The following is a 17,074-nucleotide window of genomic DNA, read 5'->3' as shown; positions in this document are numbered from 1 at the left end:
AGAAAGAGGCTCCAAACGGAGCCTCTTTTTTAGTTGCTTAAGGCATGTCAATTGCCACCAGATCGACGGTCGTTCTTCCGCCTTTAGGCTGCAACTCCTGAACCAAACCCACCTCTTTTTGATAGAATTTGTGTTCGCGTTCGCCCGGTTCAAGCGGAGTCCATTCCATGGTTTCCAGGCAGCCTTCGAATGTTCCGTAGTCAATTTCAACCGTTTTATCCAGGTTGACAACCATAGCCATATCTTCCGCTTCGTCTTCCAAATATTCCTGTTGATACTTCATCCCCATTTGGGGCTCAGCAAACATCAGCACGCCGGGCAATGCACCGTCCACCCCGGCTTCCCAGGACCCTTCCGTTCCAACAAGCTCTCCGTCTTCATACTCTTCGCTGTATTCGCCAAAGTACCACACATTTCCTTCCGAATCTTCGGCATACCAGTCGTTCGTTTTCTCGATCATCTCCCCATCGAGGTAGGCAATATCGCTCACCACCGTAGTCATCACTCCCATTATTTCCCGTGTTTCGCCGGTCACCGTAACCACAATTGTCTCTGTCCCATCTTCCGTTTCGCCTTCATAGTGGAATACTTTCCCGACTTCAAAAGCAAGATACGGGTTGGTGAAACCGGACACAAACGCATCGGTCCCGGGGAACTCAGGTAAAAACGACTTACTTTTCAGAACCAATTCGTTCTGATTTTCAACTGCCTCGTCATCAATAGTTATCATATCGCAACTTGTATTCAGCGTTGTCAGCAGCACAACAGCAACCATGAAAACGCCGCTATACAAGATCGATCTGTACTTTTCTTTCATAATTCATACGTTTAAGATTAAAATCACTTCACTTTCATCGAACAGATTGAGACCTACAAGGAGAGACGAATTCCGGATTTATCACTACGGAATTGTACGGCTCCGGGTTCAAATTGTTCAGACCCCGTTGGGCGCGCCCGCCATCGCTGGCTTAGCCGGCGCCGGAAACCGGAGAACTAAAAGGAATTGTTCGGCATGTAATTCGCGAGGGTTGAATTTGAACAAGAAGCAAGAGGATAAGCGTGCGCGGGATGAAAAATGAAGTTGGAAACAAGCCTTCAGGAAAAAGATCGGGACCTTTACGAAAAGTGGTCGGCACCACTTTGAGAAATGAACGGGACCATTATTGAAAATGGTCAGGAAGACTTTTCAATCTTGTCCTGACCATTTCAGCGAGGTATCGGGTTTAGTATTCCCGGAGCTCTTAACAACTAATCAATTTTCTTGAATTCAGCATCGTCGAGGGTTTGCTTAAACAGTTTTCCCGGAAGGAACGAAACTTTTAACCCTTCGATATAACTGGCATTGAATTCATCTTCGGTTTGGGCAGCCTTACTTTTGGCAATCAGCCCCATATTGCCAAACTCACCCAAATCGACCTTGTATCCGTCGTTCAATGTTTCGGGTATAATTTGAAGGAAACCCTCGATAACCGAGAGTACATCCATCACATTCAGCGAGGAGCGCTCAGCAATTTGCTTCGCAATATAGCGGACATTGCGACGACCTTTGGAGTTGATTGAACCATAATATTTAGGAACTGCAGTTTGATCACCGGGTTTTTTTCGCGGTATAACTTTGTAATTGATACTCATTAGGTTATAATTTTAGTATGAGTATTCAATTTACGATAATAGTTATTTAGAGTCAATTTAAATTACTAAACAATAAATTAGCTTCCAAATGCCAAAAGCGAACCAAACGGACATAAAAAAAGGGGGAATATTCCCCCAATGTCTTTTTGAACCGGTCCGGTTGGTTAGCTCTTTTTCACGTATTGCGTTAAAATTACGATTCCCTGACCATTCACTTTTCCTTCAATTTGCTCCATATTATCGCGAACCAACGAAATATTACGAACTGAGGTTCCGCGTTTGGCCGTAAATCCGGCTCCTTTTACATTCAAGTCTTTAATCAGCACAACCGTATCGCCGGCACTTAAGGCAACGCCGTTGCAATCGCGGTGTTTGGTATCCAAACCAAGGTGCGCGCCATCCGATTTTGCCCAGGCCAACATGTCTTCATCCAGGTACATCATATCCAGCAAATCAAATTGTTTCAACTGGTTCAGCAGGCGCCAGGCCAACACCTGTACAGCAGGCACTGTGCTCCACATGCTGTCGTTCAAACAACGCCAGTGGTTCGCATCCATTGTTTCCGGATCCTGAACCTGGCTGTTACAAGTGGCACACAGCAACACACACTTGTCGCTGTCGTTATCCAATACCGGAGGGAGCGCGTAAACGGTTAGTCCGTCTGTACTTCCGCACAGTTCGCAAACTGCCCCACTGCGCTCATTTAATGCTTTTTCAATACTCATGGTCTTATTTTTGGTCGTTTCGGCATTTAGCAGGCCGGATTACTTTTTTTTGAGGCCGCAAAGATAATCCTTTATTTGTGAATTGAAAATCAGTAAGTTTATCAAACGATTGATCCCGAATTCAATAACCAAGGAAATGAAAGCCGATGGAACTAAAAATTGACGACTACACGTTCAGACCCTTAACCAAGGAAACCTGGAATTATTTTGCGCAGCTATTTGGTGCAAACGGCGCTTGCGATGGCTGCTGGTGCATGTGGTGGAAACAAAACACCAAAGAGTACGACCAGGGGCGTGGCGAAAACAACCGCAAAGCAATTATGCAACTCGTTCTTGACGGTGAAGATCTTGGGTTGATGGCCTTTTCGCCAAAGGGTGAAGTTTGCGGCTGGTGTGCTGTGGCTCCCCGCTCGAACTACAAGCGGCTTCAAAACTCGCGCACCCTAAAGCCTGTCGACGATCTGCCGGTCTGGTCACTCACATGCTTTTTCATCAACCGCAATTTTCGGGGCATGGGTATCGGAACAAAATTGACGAAAGCCGCCCTCGACTTTGTCCGGCAGAAGGGGGGCACTATCGTCGAAGCGTACCCAACCCTAACCGACGAAGGTCGGGTTCCGTCGGCCTCCATCTTCACCGGCGTTCCACAAATTTTCGAACGCTTGGGTTTCGAAAAGGTCGGCGAAGGCGGGAAACGGTGGACGATGCGGTATCAGCTCAAGTAGAACGAAGAGACCACGCGTCGCGGTTCACCTGCGCCACCACTAACGCCGAGACGAGGGCGAGTAAAAACACCGGGGTCTTCGTCTTACTTAATCAAAAAAGGGCTTTCATGCCATTCCCAATAATATTTGGTAAATTACAGCTTAAAACAATAAAAAATGGATGTACTCGGAATAGACTTTGGAGGTTCGGGCATTAAAGGAGCCATTGTTGACACCAATACCGGTGAGCTGCGCACAGATCGGTTTCGTATCGAAACCCCGCAGCCAGCGACACCCGCCGCGGTTTTGCAAGTTATAAACGAGATCATCAACCATTTCAGTTGGCATGGAAAAGTCGGCATCGGTATTCCGGGAGTTGTAAAAAACGGCGTTGTCCTAACAGCAGCCAATATTCATGACGATTGGATTGGCTACCCGATAAACCAGGCATTTTCGGAGCAAACAGCCTGCGAAGTGGTTGGCATTAACGATGCCGATGCCGCCGGAATTGCGGAGGTGCATTTTGGGGCCGGAGACAACGAGAAGGGAATGGTGTTTTTGCTAACCGTGGGAACCGGGATCGGAACAGTCATCTTCATCAACAAGCACCTGGTACCTAATCTTGAACTGGGACATTTGGAATTCAAAAGCAAAACCATTGAAACCTACACCGCTGATTCGGTGCGGAAGGACAAAAACCTTTCCTGGCCGGAATGGGGGAAACGCTTTAACAAATCACTGGCGTATTACGAGAGAATGTTTAATCCCAACCTGTTTATTGTTGGAGGCGGTGTCAGTAAAAAGATGGACAAGTTTGAAGAGCAAATCACCATTGCAACCCCTGTCGTTCCGGCGCAGATGCAAAACGAAGCCGGCATCATCGGTGCAGCGGTTCATTTGGCACATCTCTAAGCCGGCAGTTTGCCAATAAGGGGAATTTTCAGGCCCATCTCCCTACCGTCCGTCAGCCAGGATGATCGCCGCCGGTTGCATTTTAAAATTCAAAGCATTAACAAGTTCATGATCCGAGACCATTCTCCGGTCCCGATTACATCCTGCATCGGGTGCAGCGCACTCAGGCACATGGCTGTTGAAACCCTTTAGCGCCATGTAGACACTACCCCTTTAGCAACTGCACAAACTTGTTAATGTATTCATCTTTCTGCTTCAACTTATACTGCATAATAAACCGAGGATGTTCGAGCGGAACAATCTCGTTGAAATAATGCATTCGCTTATTTAAGTTGAGCAAGTATTTGTAGTTTTTATTGTTTCCCAAACAGTAGCACACTTCCTGATTGATTCCAAACGCCAGTTGCTGCTCGAGAGAGCGGATAATAAACGGTTCAACCTGATTTTGCAATTCCCGGCTGTCGTAGTAATTATAGTTGACTTCTTTGTTGTTTTTGCTGATCAAAAAACCCAACGGACTCACCGCACTGATCAAAAAATCACGATAAAACTGATCAACTCCGCCATAAGCGGCAATCAGCTCATACACAAAAACAGACGAAAGCTCGCGGGTTTCAACACCTTTAATTTCCAAACCGCAGAAATCGCGTAATCGTTGGGTATCTGTGAAAGGGATACCCGTAACGCCTGCCCCAAATCGACCGGGATTGATTCCCAGAATCAGCTTCCTGGGCTCATCGTCATTATAATATTTGCGGTAAAACTGAGACGAAGCTTCAAAAGCCGCCGGATTCTCCACAAAAGGATTCATCACCCGAATTCCTTCCGACAGTGCTTCATCAAACTTCAGTTCGCGATTAAATTGAATAACATGGTCAGCAAATGTCATCTCGGACTCCTTGTATTCGTTTCCACCTGGAGACAGTAAAGTATCGATTTCTTGTTGATTTTCAAAAACGGAAGAATCCGCTCATTCTGTCTGTGTCGGCTTAGTTCCAAACACCGGCAACAGGGGAGCCGCAGAATTCACAATGGCCGTCCTTCAGGTGTTGTTCCATAATCCGGTAGCCACGCCGCTCCAATACCAGTTTTTGGCAAGCCGGACAGTTGGTATTCTCAGCCCCCAAACCCGGAACATTTCCGATGTAAACGTGCTTCAACCCCTCGGCCAAAGCAATATCGCGGGCACTTTGCAAAACAGTCACCGGTGTCGGAGGCAACTGTGTGAGTTTGTACATCGGATGGAACCTGCTGAAATGCAACGGATACTGCTCGAAACCATTTTCCACCAGCCAGCCGCACATCTTTTTAATCATATCCAGATCGTCGGTCCACGAGGGAACGAGCAGGTTGGTAATTTCGATCCAAACACCTTCATTTTTCATGGTCACCAGGGTATTAAGAATGGTGTCGAGTTTGCCGGCATTCAGTTTCAGATAGATCTCATTGCTGAATGACTTCAGATCGACATTGGCGGCATCAATCACTTTGCACAACTTCAACAGTGGTTCCCGGTTAATGTAGCCCGCTGTAACCATTACATTTTTAACTCCGGCTTGTTTAGCCAGCGTCGATGTATCAAAGGTATATTCGTAGAAGGTGATTGGTTCAGTATAGGTATAAGCTATTGAGGCGCAATGATTGTCGAGACAAGATTGAACCACCTGCTCGGGCATCATCTCCTGATTCTTCGTATCGGCCGGGCTTTTTTGTGAAATGTTCCAATTTTGACAATTCAGACAAGCCAGGTTACAACCTGCTGTGGCAATTGACAAAGCAGTGCTCCCCGGAAGGAAATGCAATAAGGGTTTCTTTTCGATGGGATCGATATGAACTGCACAGGGATTCCCGTAAGCCATCGAATAAAGAATGCCTTTCTTGTTAATCCGGTTTCGGCAATCACCGGTTTCACCTTCTTTAATATCACATTCATTGGGACAGATCAAACAACGGATTCCTTTCGGGGTTTCGGTGTAAAACATCGCCTCATGGGTCCATTTTTCCTTGATTCCCGAAGATGGATTTTCATGGCCAAAAGCCTCGCTGCCGGTATATGCTATTCCTCCTGCTCCCATCACCATTGTCCTCAAAAACTCTCGTTTGGTCAATCTCATTTTCAAACTAACCTCCTGTTTTTAAGCTACGATTTGCCCATTCAAAAAGATTCAGTTACGGGCAGCATTCAGCGCCGCTCCGCCACTGAAGACATTCAGCAGCGCTACAATTAAACAGGTCACAACCACCCCAAAGCGTGGCAGCAAAATAATGCTGGTTAAAAATGCCCCGAAAGCCGATCCGACCAGATCGGTACTGTAATTAATCCCGGAAGTTTCGCTCAACCCAACCGAACGCAGACCCGATGCCAGGTAAAACTCATAGCCAATTCCGAAGGCCAACAAAAAAACAAAGCAAAAAAATATGAATTGCGAAAAGATCCTCCATCCTCTGCCCAACCCGATCAGTTCGAGGAACAACGGCACCAACATGGCCAAAACGGCCAACAGAAATTGAAGCAAGGCATAGCTTTTCATCCCCGAATATTTCAGCAGGTTACTTTTCACCGAGCTTCCCAAGGCCAATCCGCCAAAAAAAACGGCAAAAAACAAGGCTGTAGCCAAGTAGAGACTTCCATAGAAAACCTGATAAGCCAACATCAGGCAAAGTTCAAGCGTCGCTGCCGAAAACCCAGCGGTGTAAAGTCCAAGAGAGACCGTATCCAGTTTGAAGAAAATCACAAAAAAAACCAAGGCAGGAATCACGACCAGCAAGGTGTAACTTGTTTCAAAATGGCTGAGCCAGTAAAGGGTATGCTTAATAAACATGTAGGGATAGAAATCACGGTTTATTTTAACGTAAGGCGCCACTTTCCGGATGTCACTTTCGAGCTGCTGCGAACGCCGCTGCAACAAAAGATCATCGATGTAATACCTATTCACATACTTATTTTCAATTCCCCTTCGACTGACACGTTCCGCGATATTGGCTGACAATTCCTCCCCCGAAGCCAAAAAGTAGTTCTTTTCACCAATCAGCACCAAGCGATTGGGAAAGTATTCCCCCATGGTTTTCCAAAGTGAAGCGTCTTCCTGTAGCGCATTCCCCCCGGCATAGTTCATGGTTGACGGAAGGCTGACACAAACGACCGTTTGGGGCAGGCAATGCTGCTTTAGGATACGAAAGAATTCATCGGTATAAAAACGATTGATCCCCAATGTAGACGGTGGCGGAAGGTTCATCAGAATAACATCGTACACGTCGCTGGTTCCGGACAGGAAGGTCCGGATATCGGCACGAATAAATTCGACCTTCTCAAAATCCTGTCTTTTACCGGCCTTATTTTTCCAATACCGGTACACTTCAGGATTCGATTCGAGATAGGTAATTTTCCCAAGCTCGTACTTGTTAAGTTCACCGATCATTCCCGATATGCCCCCTGACAGCAATAAAATTTGCCGCGGATTCTCCCGTTGCACCATTGCAAAATGAACCGCTTCTTCGCTGAGCATGAAGTTCCCGGAGAACAACTGCAAGCTATGATTTTCATAAAAGTTAAGCTGATCAGCCTGCCGGGTGACAATCAGGTTCCCATAGCGGGTACTGACGTTCCCGATAATCTCCTGACTGGGATAAAGCCACTTTTTGATCCGGGTATCGGGCTTAAGAAGAAAAACAACCAACGGCAATAAAAGCACTCCGGAAAAACAAGCAACTCGCCGGGCTTTGTCAGTATCAAGCCAGGCACCGATTCCCAAAACCAATGCACCCGTAATTCCGAAGATCTGGCATGTATTGAAAAATCGCCCTAAAATGAAACTAAAGAACAGCCCCCCAACCAAACTCCCCAACGATTCAAATGCGTAAGCTTTCCCAATCCTGTTTTTCTGACCGGGATTCGATAACAAGGTAGAAAACAAGGTAAACAAATAACCGGAAAGGAAGCAAACCGGGTACAATAAAAAGAAAGCACCCCAAACGACACTGCCAATCCCGGTAATGGTTCCGGGCGGGAACAGCTGGCTCTTCAGCCAATAAAGCATGGCAACCGAAACCAGCGGCAACAACGACAGAGCCAGTAGCATGCTTGTGGCACGCCACATCGTAAATCCTGCGGGTATCCCTTTCTTGCCGATATAGGATCCCCAGCCCGTCAGTACGAGCCAAACAGCCATAACAATACCTAGAACCAACTCATTCCCGGCCATCACACTCATGAATTCGCGAATGAACACCACCTGATTGATGACTGCCAGTAACCCCAGTAAGAACAATAAAATACCAACTTTTGAAAGTGACTCCGATTCTAATTCTGATACCTGAGGATCACTACCGATTTTCGTTTTTCCTTTTTGCAGACTGAAATAATATTTCCAGTGCCACGACAAATGAAAGAAGGCAATAATGACCATTCCGATCCCCAATGAAACGTGCCATTTCATCAGCAGATCGTAGTATGGAATTTCAAGTTTGTAATTCACTTTTGCCACACTCAACAGCCCGAGCAAACCGGATACCAGGAAAGTAATCAACAACAGCACATTCCAAAACTTGCGGTGCGACTTGTTTGTAAAAATTCCCCATCGGCTAAATAAAGAGCTGACAAAGTAGGCTAAAAGAATGGTTACAGATACCGGGAATAATGGGTAGGCGGTATTCATTGGTGAAGCTGTAAGATTTCCTGTTCACTGAAAACGAAAGCCCGGTAAGTATAAAGGTCTGCATTCTGCCAGCCGTTTTTACCAATCCCGGCTTTGTCAGCGGCACAGTGTTCCAAAAATTCATTTTTACTCCAATGAGTCGATTCGGCCACCTGGGGCAATAAGGTTCCCCGATATTTCCCTTTGACCATATAGATACCGTGTTTACCAAGCTCGAACTCTTCAATGGAGTGAATTCGTTTCAGTGGCGTCAATACTGAAATTTCAATATCAATATCATCCAGTTCATTCCATCCCACCGGATCAAATCGTGAATCCCAAAAAGCAGCTGCCCATGCCATTTCCGGAACAATCTGATACAATGGGTTGTCTGGTTGAAGGTGCCCAACGCATCCGCGAAGTTTGCCTTTCTTTCTAAGCGTGACAAAAGCCCCGCACCGAATTTTCAACGATTGGGGAAGCTCCGCCTCGTCAACCTTAGGATCAGATCCATCTATCAGATGCGACTCAATCGATTGCCTGGCCAACCGCAGCAAACTTATTTTCTCTTCATCCGAAAGCGAAATCTCATCCCCTTCAACGCTTTCCCCGGAACGGTTAAACGCAAAGGCATGGTAGCCCACCACCCTTTGTTTATCACCGTACCGCGAGTCACCCGAATTCTGGTAACGGACATCTTTCACTTTCATTCCTGAAACTTCTGAACTTAAATTTAGCAGCGTGAGGATTGAACTCCACCCACAGGCGCTGGTCGCCAAACCGGGAATTCGTTTTGATTCATTGTCCTTAAGGGCTTTCAGAAAAGCTTCCGGCGAATTGGACGCAATAGCAGCTCCAGTGTCGTGATCGGCATTTCTTGCCCCCTCGTAATCCGGATAGTGAGAAAAGTCGCTGCTGATAACGAATAAATTACGGGACGTAAAATAGGGTTTCAGTGCTTCAGCAATCTCTTTGCAGGTCGCTGCAGACTGGGTTCCAATAATAATCGGTATTATTTTAAAGTGCTTATGAAGCCTGTACTGCAAAAAGGGTAACTGCACCTCGAGGCTGTGCTCCTGAGTGTGCGCTTCGGGTACATATTCGAAAAACGGGTACTTGCCAATCAGCTCGTTGGCCAGATCCAGATCTACCTCGACCTTCCCCAATGGCGTTTTATAGTTCCCGTGGTTGTATATTGATGCCCCTTTAAGGTAAACATGATGACTGGTTCCCAACAGGAACACCCGATCGTAACTTTGCTCCTTATTTAGCTGAGCATAGGCCGAAGCCGCCACTTTGCCTGAAAATACATAGCCTGCATGCGGAGCAATAAGAGCGGCTACATGTTGGTTTGCAGTCCCACTTTCCGCCTCTTGAAAGAATTCGGACAATTGCGCTTTGAGCTCAAGCGGATCGGATGAATAAAACGATCCAGCCACTGCGGGTTGGCGACAGGGAATTTCTTCCTCGCTATTCTGCCCCTCAGAAACATGTGGAATGAACAACAGATTGACCACCAGACACGGTATAATAGCAGATCGGTTCATCAACTTTTGGTTTATACACTACCCTAAAGCAGCTATCTGTAGTTTACCTGCAAATTAGAAATTAAGTTCCTTTCTTGCCTGATTTTTTACTCACCGGAACTTTCGTCGCGTGGGCATGGAGCAAAATCGATAAAAGCCACGCAGATAGTTGCAAAAAAAGGGAAGCTTGTTCGGCTCCCCTCTCTCGTCATCTTATAATGTGTTAATTTGTTACTAAGCTATTTTTATCGAAGTGAATATCCATTTGTGGGAATGGAATGGTAATACCACCTTCATCTAAAGCTATTTTTCCGGCTTCATACACGTCAAAATACACCGCCCAATAATCTTCGGGTTTAGCATGAGGGCGCACAGCCAGATTAACCGAGCTATCACCCAACTCTTTTACACCGACAAACGGAGCCGGATCTTTCAATACTTTGGGATGATTGATCAAAATATTCATCAAAATCTCTTTGGCTTTTTTGATGTTCGATTCATATGAAATACCAAAAACCATATCCACCCTGATTTTTCCCTCAGTTGTAAAGTTGGTGATATCTCCATTCGAGATTGCGCCGTTAGGAATAATAATCGTCTTGCTTTCGGGCGACAACATGATGGTCACGAAAATATGAATCTCTTTTACAACTCCAAGATGGCCCTGTGCCTGAATGAGATCGCCGACTTGGTACGGTTTGAATATGAGTACCATTACACCACCGGCAAAGTTAGCCAGTGTTCCCTGAAGGGCCAGACCAACAGCTAAACCGGCAGCACCCAAAACAGCAATAAAAGAAGTCGTTTGAATGCCAATCATTCCGGCGACACTAATCAACAAGAGGGCTTTCAGACCAAGATTCGCTAAACTTGAAACAAAGCCAATCAATGACACATTTACGTTTCGGGCCGTCATCACCTTCCGCGACACTTTCGTAAACCTGTTGATGATCCATAAACCGACAACCAAAACGATGATTGCTAACACAATTTTGGGGCCGTACACAAGAATCAATTCATAGGCCTTCTCAATTAGATTTTGATAATTTTCCATTGGTGAATATTTAAATTGATGAAATTATGATTGAAAAAGATACGTGAAAATTCACAGCCAGACAAGAGGGGGCGCTTGTTTTATAAAATACAAAGCCATCCATCTCACCCGCTAAATCTTCCATTCAGCTCTCCTATTTACCTTCAAAATAAACTGAATAGCCAGAAGGAATTTCAGTAAGAGGTTCCAGTTCAATGTCCTTGAAGAAAACCTCAGCCGCTTCGCTTTGCAATTGTATTTTCCCTTTAGTTAACGGAACCGATTCTCCATCATTCACATACCGTGAGTTCTGTAAAACCATCACCACATGCCCGTTGACAACGTGCATACTTTTATCACCAAAACAAATCAATTCCAAGGCCGTCCATTCTCCCGGAGCACTCTCGTAGTTCGCCGAACGCAAACAAAAGCCATCGCGCCCCGTTCCGAGACCAATCGGCAGAAAATCCTGCGAAACATCAGCGACCGTATTCATCATTCCCTCCGGTAAAAAAGCCCGAACATCGATAGCAGAATTGGCAATGCCCCAATAATCGCCCATGTGCCCCTCCATAATCTGGAATTCCTGCGACAACATCCACGAGCGCCAGTAATCAACACCACACTCCCCTTGCGAATGATACAGCAGGCCTGAATCTCTCAGTTTATCAAGTCGCGGCTCATATTTACTGGTACCCCATCTCACTTTTAGGGTCAGGTGGTAATTTTCGAATTCCTGTTTGGTAAAAATGCACCCGTAAATCTCTCCACTGATCTGTAAAACAACTGTTCCGTTTTCTTCAATTACCGAAAAAACATCCGCCACATTTTTGTTATAGCCAATCGGTTCAATCAACTCTCCGGAAGCGTTAACCGGCTGTTGCCCGTTATAGTTGTTCTTATGTCGGTAACTTTGATAGATTTCCCATTGCGACAAATCTTTGTCGAGTAGATTGATGGTTTGACCTGATGCTGCAGTAAAAACACTCACAAATAATGCGACCAGAACAGTTGAAAAGAATTGACTCGTTAGAAAGCGTCTCATGATTCTGAAGGTTATTGGTTTAGGAATATCTTCCTAAAGTTAGTTTTCTTTGCCGAAATGACGACGCCCAAAAAAACATGCGATCAGCAGAACAACCACTTATAAACAAAAAATCGCCACTGGCGAAAAGGCACAGTGACGATCAGTATTTTGGAGTATTATTTTATACTAGATAAACAGGTTCAGATTTGATTTTTCTGCTTCTTCCAAATAAGTGGCAACGCCACCAATTTCAACGCCGTCGATCAACTCATCTTTATTCACGCCCATTACGTCCATCGACATTTGGCAGGCAATCATGCGAATGCCATTGTCGAGCGCGGTTTTGATCATATCCTCTACCGAATCGACTTTCTTGGAAAGCATGCGTTTCTTCATCATCATAGACCCCATGCCCATCATGTTCATTTTCGAAAGCTTCAGTTTTCCGGCACTCTCCGGCATCATTTTGCCAAACATATTGCCCATGAAGTCTTTCTCCACCTTCGGCTTTTCTGTCTTTTTAATCACATTCAATCCCCAGAAAGTGAAGAACAGGGTCACCTGTTTTCCCATTGAAGCGGCACCGTTTGCAATAACCATCGACGCCAAAGCGCGATCCAAATCATCACTAAAAACCACCATTGTTTTATTGGTCGGTAAATTGGCTAACGAAGCACCGTTAACAGGTGAAAGCTTCTTTTCACCTCCTTTTTCGATCACTGCCGAAATAATTCCAGCCTCGCTGTCGAGTGAAACAAGCTTGTTGCCCGTCATGTTACACCACGATTGCACATCTTTCAGGAAGCCTGGGTCGTTGGCCTTTTGCAAAAGACGTTCACCGGTTTGCAGTTTACCAATTTCGGTTTTCAACTTCAAAATCGGTCCAGGGCATTGCAGTCCACAAGCGTCAACTTCAATGGTTTTAATGTTGGCAGCGGCCGGAATCACTTCCACCTTCGGAGCCGGTTTCCCGCGGTAAATATGACTGTCGTGCCCAATATAGCTTGATTCGAAAATATCTTCGTTACTCTGCTTGCAGGTTGTGTGCTCATAAGTTTTGTAGCCGCCGCTCAGGTTGTACACCTCGCTAAAACCATTTTGCATCAGAATTCGCGAAGCAAAATAACCGCGAATCCCCACGCCGCAATAAACGATGATCTTTTTGTCGCGCGGAATTTCAGCCAAACGCTCGCGGATTTTATCGACCTCAACATTCAACGAACCTTCGATGTGCCCAAGCTCATGTTCTTCAGGAGTACGCACATCTAGCAAGCAGATATTGCGGGAATCGAGACTGCTCACCTCTTTCCAGTTGGTAATTTTCAACCGGCCGGTGATAATATTTTCAGCAACGAACCCCGCCTGATTAACCGGATCTTTTGCCGAAGAATACGGTGGTGCGTAAGCGTGTTCAATTTCCTGCAGATCGTAAATGGTTCCATTATGCATCAACACCGTTGCAATCAAATCGATGCGCTTATCAATGCCACTGTAACCAATCATTTGCGCACCATACAATTTTCCGGTTTTAGGCTGAAACAAAATTTTCAGTGTGTATGGCATGGCGCCGGGATAATACCCAGCGTGCGACGATCCGTGGATAATACTTGAAATATATTCAATCCCTTCCTTCTTCAGCGCTTTTGCCGCTAAGCCCGTTGACGCGACAGTAATGTCGAAGACTTTGGCAATGGCAGTCGCAATAGCACCTTTATAAACACGGGTATTTCCAAGTACGATATTATCCGCAACCATACGGCCTTGCTTGTTAGCAGGACCTGCCAGGTAGGTATTCACATATTTTTTAGTGATTGGGTGAGGAAAGGCAATCGCATCGCCTAGGGCATAAATATCTTCATCGTTTGTTTGCAAGTACTCGTTCACCTTGATGCCACCATTTTCAGCCAACTCCAAGCCAGCTTCGCGCACCAATTTGGTTTCAGGGCGAACCCCAATCGACAAAATCACCAATTCTGTTTCAATCTCGCGTCCCGACTGCAACACCACTTTTAAATAATCGCCAACCGGTTCAAACGCGTTCACCCCATCTTTTAAATAAAACTCTACTTTTTTGGTTTTCAAGTGTTGGTGAACTTCGGCAGCCATCTCATAATCAAGTGGTGCCATCACCTGATTAGCCATCTCCACGATGGTCACATCCATACCAAGGGCATGCAGGTTTTCGGCCATTTCCAAACCGATGAAACCGGCACCAATAACTACAGCACGACGTGGTTTGTTATCATCGCAATACGATTTAATTTTATCGGTATCGTGTACATTGCGCAAGGTAAAAATTGAAGGGTGATTAATTCCCTGAATCGGCGGTTTTACAGGCTCTGCACCCGGCGAGACAACCAGTTTGTCGTAACTTTCGGTGTACGACTCGCCTGTCTTGTGATTCAGAATATCAACTGTTTTCTCTTCCCGGTTAATTTTAACCACTTCCTGCAACACGCGAACATCAACATTCAAACGTGCTTTAAAACTCTCGGGAGTTTGTACCAACAGCTTTTCGCGCTCCTTAATGGTGTTGCCAATGTAATAAGGCAAGCCACAGTTCGCATACGAAATGTACTGTCCGCGCTCGAACATGACGATCTCTGCTTGTTCATTTAATCTTCTTAATCGGGCGGCAGCTGTTGCTCCTCCGGCAACACCACCTATAATAACATACTTTGCCATTTCTATTATCCTATTGTTTAATCACTTCATCTCTATAAATAGATATGCAAATATCTGCATATTTATTTAAAACCGAATTCGAACCTTACAAATTTAACTTCTTATTAGGAAGATTTAACATCTGGTTTTTATGAAAAAAAGATGCTGTAATCCAATATTAACGCGACTTCTGCATCTGTGATGAGAAACAAAATCAAACCTAATAGTTTACCAGGTGATGCTGAATGGCCAGGAATGAAATTGAAGCGATTGACAACCAAAGCGCAATCCCCAGCACAAAACTTTTTGTACCCGCCTGGCGAGAGTCCGCAATCGAAATATTGGACCCAATGAGTAACAACGCAACAACCATTCCGCGTTTTCCTAACCAATTCAAATGGCCGAATGTCGTATCCAATTGGGGAACAAAATGCGCAACCAGCAAGGCCAACACAAACAAACCAATAAACCAGGGAATCCGGATTTTTCCTTTTTCACTTTTACGATCGAAGACAGCAAATGCGATTGAAACGGGAATGATCCACAAAGCACGGGTAAGCTTAACGGTTGTGGCAATTTCAAGTGCTTTGGTACCGTACGATGCTCCTGCTCCGACTACTGAGCTGGTATCGTGAATGGCAATGGCCGCCCAATAACCAAAAGCTTCCTGGCTGAGGTGAAAAAAGTGACCGATAGCCGGGAAAAGCAAGAGCGCTAAGGCATTTAAAATGAATACAACGATCAACGAGAACGAAATCTGAAAGTTCCGGGCGCGAATAACCGGAGCCAAAGCAGCGATGGCACTTCCGCCGCAGATTGCCGTTCCGGCAGCAATAAGCACACTGATTTTATGATCGACTTTTAGCAGTTTTCCCAACAAAAGCCCCAGCGAAATCGTCGCAACTACCGAAATGGCTGTAAGCTCGAAACCACTTTTCGACGCCTTAACCACTTGTGTCAGGTTCATTCCAAATCCCATCAACACAATGGACGCTTGCAAAACCACCGCTGTAAAACCCGACATTCTCTCATGCTTCAACCCTAACAAGGAGAGCCCAATGCCGATAAGCAGCGCCAAAGCCGGAGACATAAACGGCATAAAACAGGCCGCCACGAAAACGAAGTAAATCAATTGGATTTTTTGTTGACTGATATGCATAGCGTATTCTTTTTATCTGCAACAAAGCTACGCCAGAACTATAACTCAGTCAAATCTTCATTTATTATTCACTATAACTACATATTATACCCGGTCAGGAAATTCCGAAACAAATCGGGCACACTTTTTTCGGGCCCTTGCCGCATAGCCAGCCTGAACTGGCGGTGAATAGCAAAATCTTTCACCTTTATTTTCACCAGCTGTTTCAATTGTAATTCTTTCTCGATTGACTTTTCGGAGACCAACGCCAGACCGTCAAAATTAAGCAGGAAGTTTTTGATCGCCTCCGTACTTCCCAGATGAATAAAAATGTTGAGTTTCTCTAAATCAATTTGTTGTTTGGAAAGGGCATGCTGAATGACCTCGAGGGTTCCCGACCCTTTCTCGCGCAATACAATCGGGATCTCCTGCAAGTCGGAAACGGTCAGTAATTTCTGTTTCGCAATCAACTGATTGGATGCGGCGACAACCACAATCTCATCGTCCATGAAATTGACGTACCGGATATTGGCCTGCGAACTGTCGTTTTCAACCAAAGCCAAATCAATTTCATTATTGAGCAGCTTTTGCTCCATATCGAAGGAGTTGCCATTGAACAGATCGAGCTTAATTTGCGGATAGCGTTGGTGAAAAGCCGCGAGCACGGCTGGAATCACATATTGCGAGATCGTTGAGCTGGCGCCAATCTGCAACAAGCCACGGTGCGCATCGTTCAGCCTTCCCAATTCAAAATCCATATCGCGGTACTGCTGCCGAATTTGCTTTAAGTGCTGATACGCCAATTTCCCGGCTTGCGTCAGGTAAATCTTGTTGCCCTTGCGGTCGAAAAGCGCAGCATTCAGTCTATTTTCCAGCTCTTTGATGTGCTTGGTTACAGCAGGCTGACTGATAAACAACTCCTCTGCCGCCTTCGAAAAACTTAACTTTTCGGCTACCGCCATAAAAACCTCATCCCTGTAATCCATTGGTATATTCGTTGACGTTTTGGATGTTTAAAACTACATATTTTCGAACAATTAATTTAACACCAATGAAATCCGGTCAATTCCGGAATTGCT

14 protein-coding genes are annotated in these 17,074 nt (G+C 45.4%); 2 read left to right on the top strand and 12 right to left on the bottom strand.

Translation table 11 applies throughout. From position 1 onward, the window contains the following. Nucleotides 1-37: 37 nt before the first annotated feature. From GJV22_RS17185 to GJV22_RS17175, 3 genes are all read right to left on the bottom strand, one after another. Nucleotides 38-817, bottom strand: a complete 780-nt coding sequence (locus tag GJV22_RS17185) for a hypothetical protein (RefSeq protein ID WP_163716714.1) — start codon at nucleotides 815-817, stop codon at nucleotides 38-40. A 431-nt stretch (nucleotides 818-1,248) separates the two neighbouring features. Then, entirely contained in the window at nucleotides 1,249-1,632 is a 384-nt protein-coding gene (locus GJV22_RS17180) for an HU family DNA-binding protein (protein ID WP_163716711.1), read from the bottom strand. Nucleotides 1,633-1,796: 164 nt separating this feature from the next. Then, nucleotides 1,797-2,357, bottom strand: coding sequence for a PhnA domain-containing protein (locus GJV22_RS17175; protein WP_163716707.1), 561 nt, complete (start codon nucleotides 2,355-2,357; stop codon nucleotides 1,797-1,799). 146 nt (nucleotides 2,358-2,503) lie between these two features. Here GJV22_RS17175 and GJV22_RS17170 point away from each other — a divergent pair, with 146 nt between their 5' ends. Continuing rightward, nucleotides 2,504-3,082: a GNAT family N-acetyltransferase gene (locus GJV22_RS17170; RefSeq protein WP_163716705.1), complete on the top strand. Its 579-nt coding sequence runs from the start codon at nucleotides 2,504-2,506 to the stop codon at nucleotides 3,080-3,082. A 156-nt stretch (nucleotides 3,083-3,238) separates the two neighbouring features. Then, a complete protein-coding gene (gene ppgK, locus GJV22_RS17165; protein ID WP_163716702.1) occupies nucleotides 3,239-3,973 on the top strand; it encodes a polyphosphate--glucose phosphotransferase in 735 nt (244 codons plus the stop codon). Between the two features lie 205 nt (nucleotides 3,974-4,178). On the opposite strand, the gene GJV22_RS17160 is transcribed toward ppgK, so the two are convergent. The 9 genes from GJV22_RS17160 to GJV22_RS17120 all read right to left on the bottom strand — a co-directional run bounded on the left by GJV22_RS17160 (nucleotide 4,179) and on the right by GJV22_RS17120 (nucleotide 16,981). Beyond that, nucleotides 4,179-4,862 (bottom strand): uracil-DNA glycosylase family protein, encoded by a 684-nt coding sequence (locus GJV22_RS17160; protein WP_163716699.1) that lies wholly within the window; start codon nucleotides 4,860-4,862, stop codon nucleotides 4,179-4,181. A 100-nt stretch (nucleotides 4,863-4,962) separates the two neighbouring features. Continuing rightward, nucleotides 4,963-6,087 (bottom strand): AmmeMemoRadiSam system radical SAM enzyme, encoded by a 1,125-nt coding sequence (amrS, locus tag GJV22_RS17155; protein ID WP_238480349.1) that lies wholly within the window; start codon nucleotides 6,085-6,087, stop codon nucleotides 4,963-4,965. 51 nt (nucleotides 6,088-6,138) lie between these two features. Then, nucleotides 6,139-8,628: a spermine/spermidine synthase domain-containing protein gene (locus GJV22_RS17150; protein ID WP_163716696.1), complete on the bottom strand. Its 2,490-nt coding sequence runs from the start codon at nucleotides 8,626-8,628 to the stop codon at nucleotides 6,139-6,141. Beyond that, a complete protein-coding gene (gene amrB / locus GJV22_RS17145) occupies nucleotides 8,625-10,154 on the bottom strand; it encodes an AmmeMemoRadiSam system protein B (protein ID WP_163716692.1) in 1,530 nt (509 codons plus the stop codon). Before amrB ends, GJV22_RS17150 begins: the two co-directional genes overlap by 4 nt. 202 nt (nucleotides 10,155-10,356) lie before the next feature. Further along, complete coding sequence (locus GJV22_RS17140; RefSeq protein WP_163716688.1) at nucleotides 10,357-11,187, bottom strand: mechanosensitive ion channel family protein; 831 nt, start codon at nucleotides 11,185-11,187, stop codon at nucleotides 10,357-10,359. A 133-nt stretch (nucleotides 11,188-11,320) separates the two neighbouring features. Further along, complete coding sequence (locus GJV22_RS17135) at nucleotides 11,321-12,211, bottom strand: 3-keto-disaccharide hydrolase (RefSeq protein WP_163716684.1); 891 nt, start codon at nucleotides 12,209-12,211, stop codon at nucleotides 11,321-11,323. Nucleotides 12,212-12,379: 168 nt separating this feature from the next. Further along, nucleotides 12,380-14,878, bottom strand: coding sequence for a CoA-disulfide reductase (locus GJV22_RS17130; protein WP_163716682.1), 2,499 nt, complete (start codon nucleotides 14,876-14,878; stop codon nucleotides 12,380-12,382). A 199-nt stretch (nucleotides 14,879-15,077) separates the two neighbouring features. Further along, complete coding sequence (locus tag GJV22_RS17125; RefSeq protein ID WP_163716679.1) at nucleotides 15,078-16,016, bottom strand: YeiH family protein; 939 nt, start codon at nucleotides 16,014-16,016, stop codon at nucleotides 15,078-15,080. Between the two features lie 77 nt (nucleotides 16,017-16,093). Continuing rightward, on the bottom strand, nucleotides 16,094-16,981 hold the full coding sequence (locus GJV22_RS17120) for a LysR family transcriptional regulator (RefSeq protein WP_163716676.1): 888 nt from the start codon (nucleotides 16,979-16,981) through the stop codon (nucleotides 16,094-16,096). Between the last annotated feature and the right edge of the window lie 93 nt (nucleotides 16,982-17,074).

Source organism: Mangrovibacterium lignilyticum, from assembly GCF_010882175.1.
GTDB classification, from domain to species: Bacteria; Bacteroidota; Bacteroidia; order Bacteroidales; family Prolixibacteraceae; genus Mangrovibacterium; species Mangrovibacterium lignilyticum.
This window is presented reverse-complemented; position numbering and strand designations above follow the sequence as displayed.

Coding starts and splice junctions, on each gene's coding strand:
- GJV22_RS17185 (WP_163716714.1), bottom strand. CDS start 817: ATGAAAGAAAAGTACAGATCGATCTTGTATAGCGGCGTTTTCATGGTT.
- GJV22_RS17180 (WP_163716711.1), bottom strand. CDS start 1,632: ATGAGTATCAATTACAAAGTTATACCGCGAAAAAAACCCGGTGATCAA.
- GJV22_RS17175 (WP_163716707.1), bottom strand. CDS start 2,357: ATGAGTATTGAAAAAGCATTAAATGAGCGCAGTGGGGCAGTTTGCGAA.
- GJV22_RS17170 (WP_163716705.1), top strand. CDS start 2,504: ATGGAACTAAAAATTGACGACTACACGTTCAGACCCTTAACCAAGGAA.
- ppgK (WP_163716702.1), top strand. CDS start 3,239: ATGGATGTACTCGGAATAGACTTTGGAGGTTCGGGCATTAAAGGAGCC.
- GJV22_RS17160 (WP_163716699.1), bottom strand. CDS start 4,862: ATGACATTTGCTGACCATGTTATTCAATTTAATCGCGAACTGAAGTTT.
- amrS (WP_238480349.1), bottom strand. CDS start 6,087: ATGAGATTGACCAAACGAGAGTTTTTGAGGACAATGGTGATGGGAGCA.
- GJV22_RS17150 (WP_163716696.1), bottom strand. CDS start 8,628: ATGAATACCGCCTACCCATTATTCCCGGTATCTGTAACCATTCTTTTA.
- amrB (WP_163716692.1), bottom strand. CDS start 10,154: ATGAACCGATCTGCTATTATACCGTGTCTGGTGGTCAATCTGTTGTTC.
- GJV22_RS17140 (WP_163716688.1), bottom strand. CDS start 11,187: ATGGAAAATTATCAAAATCTAATTGAGAAGGCCTATGAATTGATTCTT.
- GJV22_RS17135 (WP_163716684.1), bottom strand. CDS start 12,211: ATGAGACGCTTTCTAACGAGTCAATTCTTTTCAACTGTTCTGGTCGCA.
- GJV22_RS17130 (WP_163716682.1), bottom strand. CDS start 14,878: ATGGCAAAGTATGTTATTATAGGTGGTGTTGCCGGAGGAGCAACAGCT.
- GJV22_RS17125 (WP_163716679.1), bottom strand. CDS start 16,016: ATGCATATCAGTCAACAAAAAATCCAATTGATTTACTTCGTTTTCGTG.
- GJV22_RS17120 (WP_163716676.1), bottom strand. CDS start 16,981: ATGGATTACAGGGATGAGGTTTTTATGGCGGTAGCCGAAAAGTTAAGT.